This window comes from Paracoccus nototheniae (genome assembly GCF_004335005.1).
In the GTDB taxonomy this organism is placed as follows: domain Bacteria; phylum Pseudomonadota; class Alphaproteobacteria; order Rhodobacterales; family Rhodobacteraceae; genus Paracoccus; species Paracoccus nototheniae.
Map to the genome: position 1 here is coordinate 1 of NZ_RQRT01000140.1, position 3,835 is coordinate 3,835.

Below are 3,835 nucleotides of genomic sequence, written 5' to 3' on the forward strand. Positions count from 1 at the left end.
GCCGGGGGGCGGGTCAGCTCGGCCCGCGCCAGCGGGCCCTGGACGCCGGACGATCTGGCGGCGGCCGAGGCCCAGCACGCCGCATGGGGCCAGCCGCCGCTGTTCCGTGCCTGGGGCGATGAGGGCGATCTGATCGCCGCGCTGACAGACCGCGGCTATGTCGCGGACAATCCGACGCTGATCATGGCGTCGCCGGTTGCCGCGCTGACCGACCGGGCGCTGCCGCCGGTGACCGCCTTTGCCGTCTGGCCGCCCTTGGCGATCCAGCGCCAGATCTGGGCGGCGGGCAATATCGGCCCTGCGCGACAGGCGGTGATGGATCTGGTGCCCCATCCCAAGGCCGCGCTGCTGGGGCGCCTGCGCGACCGCGCCGCCGGGGCCGGGTTCGTGGCCATCCACGGGCCGGTGGCGATGGTTCACGCGGTCGAGGTTCTGGAGGGGTTTCGCCGGCAGGGGCTGGCGGGCTGGATGATGCGGCAGGCGGCTTTCTGGGCGGCGGAGCAGGGCGCCAGCCGCATCGGGCTGGCGGTCAGCCGCGCCAATCGGGGCGCGGCGGCGACCTATGCCAGCCTCGGGTTCAGCCCGGCGGGCCATTATGCCTATTACCTGCGGCCCGCAGGATAGGGCCCCGGATCAGCGCAGGCTGGCCAGTTCGGCGGCGATGGACCGGGCGATCATCGCGGGCACCTCGGGCGCCAGACCCACGGGATCGAGGCGCGGGCCACTGAAGCCCGCCTGATCCAGCGCCTGTGGCAGATCGTCCAGCACATGTTCGGCCCGCAGCGCGAACAGCGGCAGGCTGATCGCCCGGTCGAGGCCTTGGGCGGCATCGGCGATGAAGGGCTCTTGTTCGACAAAGCCGGGCACCACGCGGGCGAAATGCGGGGCCAGCGTGTCGGCCAGCGCCATGGTGATGTCATGGCTGGCCTGACTGCGCTGAGAGCCATGGGCCGACAAAAGCAGCGTGACCGAGGCCAGATCCCAGCCCTGCGCCTGCGCCGCTTGGGCGGCGATGTCGGTGATCAGGCCGGGCAGGCCGGGATCGGTGCCAAAGGGGCGCATGATCTGCGCGCCCGGCGCGCCCGCCTTGGTCAGGCGGCGGGGCAGTTCGGTGCCGGTGAACCAGCCCTCGGCCATGAACATGGGATAGACGATGCAGTCGCTGCGGCAGGTGGCGGCCAGCGCACCCTCCATCGCCAACGTTGCGCCCAGAACCTCCACCCCGGGGGCATGGGCCGCGACCTGTGCGGCCAGCGCCTCGATCGCCGCCTGCTGGGGTTCGGGATCGCCGGGCTGACCATGCGAGACGATGACCGCGCGGGTGATCGTGCGGGGCTGGTCGGCCTCGATGAAATATTGCGCCAGCGCGTCGGGCATGTCGAATTCGGCCATGGCCCGGGCGCGACCCTCGGCCGACATCTTGCGGGCGGTCTTTTCGATGATGCGGGGCAGTTTGTCATCGGGCTGTTCGGCCATGAAATCGCCCAGATACCAGCGGATGAAGGTGAAGCAGATCACATCCTCCAGCGCCTGCACCTGCGGGTCGCGCTTGATCCCCTGCTTGGTCAGCATCCGGCGGGCTGCGGCAATGCCGTCCGCGTCATAACCCGCATCGGCCATGATGCCCGCGATGCGGTCGGCATGGCGGCGGCCCTGTTCCTGACGCCATTGCAGATAGCCGGGGCGGTTCATCGGATAATCGCTGCGCGGCAGCAGCCAGCGTTCGACATGCTGGCCCCGACAGGCGATGCGCAGCGCGTCATCGGCCTGCGGGAACAGGCGCTGCTGTTCGGCCGTCATCCGTTGCCCGTAAAGCAGATTGGCGGGCTGGCCGTCCTGCAGTTTGGGATCATGGGCATTGGCCGCGTCGATGGCGGCGAAGGCATGGTCGAGGCGGGTGGTCATGGCTGTCTCCGGGGCTTTCGGACAGGATGACGGCGCGGGCCACGGGTGGCAAGCGCGGATCGGGGGGCCAGCCCCCCATCGCGTGCCGCGATTCCCCCCCGGGATATTTGCGGACCAATGCAGGGGTCAGGGCAGGGCGAACAGATCGGGCAGGTCGCGGCGGTCGTCGAGCAGGAACTGGGCGGCCAGATCGGCCAGAAGCGGAGCCATGCCGAAGCCGATCTTGAAGCCGCCGTTCACGATCAGATGGCCGGGACGGTTCGGCCATGGCGCCAGAACCGGGGCGCGCGAGCGGGCGCGGGGCCGCAGGCCTGCCCAGATGTCGAGAAGGGGGGCATCGGCGAATGCCGGGCAAAGCGCCTTGGCGCGGGTCAGCAGATCATGCGCCTGATCGTCGGGGCGGTCGTGATCATAAGTGTTTTCCGAGGTCGAGCCGATGGCGGTCGTCCCATCCGCATGGGGCACGATGTGCAGCCCGTCGGCAAAGGCCTGCGGGCTGTCCGGGGCGGCATGGCCGATCAGCAGCGACTGGCCCTTGACGCCCTGTCCGATCCTGCGGTCCAGCGCGCGGTTCAGATCGGAGAGGCCCGGCGTTCCGGTGGCCCAGATCGTGGGGTTGTGGTCGGGGGGGGCGGGCTGGCCCTCGATGATCTCGGCGCCGGTGGCGCGGATGGCTGCGGCCAGTGCCGCAAGGGCCGGGCGGGGGTTCAGCCGGGCGGTCAGGCCGTCATGGAGCCAGAGGCCCGTCGGGCTGTGGGGGATCAGCGTCGCCGCGATCGGCGTGCTGTGCGGGTCGCGGGTCAGCGACATGCCCATGTCCGGGGGCCAGTGCCGGGCGGCGGCGGCGATCCGGTCGGGCAGGCGGTCGGCGGTGGCTGCGTCGGGCACCGGTTGCAGGCGGCCCGTGCGGGCATAGCCGGTGGGCAGGCTTGATGCCGCGCCGACCCCCGCCCAGAAATCCGGGGCGGCCAGCAGGCTGTCCAGTTGCAGCGCCTTTTTCACGTTCCAGTTGTCGGGGGCATGAGGGGCCAGCGCGCCGACATGGCCGCCCGAGGAACCGGCGCCGATCGCCTGTGCCTCGAATACGCGGACCCTGGCGCCGCGCTGCGCCAGGATCCACGCGCAGGACAGCCCGAAGATGCCCGCGCCCGCCACATGGATCATCCCGTCCCTTGCCAAAGCTCCACCCCTTGCCAAAACCGCGCCTCTTGCCGATAGCTTGCCGCATGGATGCCATAGACGATCCCCCTGCCGATGACGAGCCTGCCCCCCTGCTGGACTGGCGCGACGGGGGGGTGCCGGTCTCGACCCGGTTCGACGATCCCTATTTCAGTCTGGCGGGGGGGCTGGAGGAAACGCGGCATGTGTTCCTGCAGGGCAATGATCTGCCCGCGCGGCTGGTGGCGGGGTTTCATGTGGCCGAGCTGGGTTTCGGCACCGGCCTGAACGCGCTGGCTTTGGCCGAGATGGCGCAGGTGCCGGTGCGTATGACAAGCTTCGAGGCCTATCCGATGGATGTCGGGCAGCTGGCACAGGCCCATGCGGGTTTTCCCGGGCTGGCGGGGCTGGCCGCCCAGCTGCGTTCGGGCTGGGGGCAGGGCGAGATCCGGATCGGACAACTGCGCCTGACGGTGATTCTGGGCGATGTCCGCCGGACCCTGCCTCTGTGGCAGGACCGGGCGGATGCGTGGTTTCTGGACGGGTTTTCGCCCGCCAAGAACCCGCAGATGTGGGATGAGGCGCTGATGGCCGAGGTCGGGCATCACACCGCGCCGGGGGGCAGTTTCGCGACCTATACCGCCGCGGGCCATGTGCGCCGCGCCTTGCAGGCGGCGGGGTTCGCGGTTGCCCGTCGCCCTGGTTTCGGGCGCAAGCGGCATATGAGCATCGGGCGGATGCCCGTTTAGGGGGCGGGCGGATGCCCGTGTAG

The 3,835-nt window shown here is 70.5% G+C and carries 4 protein-coding genes; 2 read left to right on the forward strand and 2 right to left on the reverse strand.

What is annotated here, in order from left to right; all coding sequences use genetic code 11:
• Positions 1–624, forward strand: a 624-nt coding sequence (locus EG885_RS21955) for a GNAT family N-acetyltransferase (RefSeq protein WP_131578932.1), incomplete at its 5' end; no start/stop codon positions are given.
• A 9-nt stretch (positions 625–633) separates the two neighbouring features.
• Here the strand turns inward: EG885_RS21955 and EG885_RS23525 are convergent.
• Positions 634–1,905 (reverse strand): DUF4202 family protein, encoded by a 1,272-nt coding sequence (locus tag EG885_RS23525; RefSeq protein WP_341352781.1) that lies wholly within the window; start codon positions 1,903–1,905, stop codon positions 634–636.
• Positions 1,906–2,031: 126 nt separating this feature from the next.
• Complete coding sequence (locus tag EG885_RS21970; protein ID WP_131578934.1) at positions 2,032–3,069, reverse strand: NAD(P)/FAD-dependent oxidoreductase; 1,038 nt, start codon at positions 3,067–3,069, stop codon at positions 2,032–2,034.
• Between the two features lie 62 nt (positions 3,070–3,131).
• On the opposite strand from EG885_RS21970, the gene mnmC2 reads away from it, so the two are divergent.
• The gene (mnmC2, locus tag EG885_RS21975; RefSeq protein ID WP_131578936.1) at positions 3,132–3,812 is read left to right on the forward strand and encodes a tRNA (5-methylaminomethyl-2-thiouridine)(34)-methyltransferase MnmC2; all 681 of its coding nucleotides are present in this window, start codon (positions 3,132–3,134) and stop codon (positions 3,810–3,812) included.
• Positions 3,813–3,835 lie beyond the last annotated feature (23 nt).

Bases quoted from the DNA above. Each gene is read 5' to 3' on its own strand.
- EG885_RS23525 (WP_341352781.1), bottom strand. From the start codon at position 1,905: ATGACCACCCGCCTCGACCATGCCTTCGCCGCCATCGACGCGGCCAAT.
- EG885_RS21970 (WP_131578934.1), bottom strand. From the start codon at position 3,069: ATGATCCATGTGGCGGGCGCGGGCATCTTCGGGCTGTCCTGCGCGTGG.
- mnmC2 (WP_131578936.1), top strand. From the start codon at position 3,132: ATGGATGCCATAGACGATCCCCCTGCCGATGACGAGCCTGCCCCCCTG.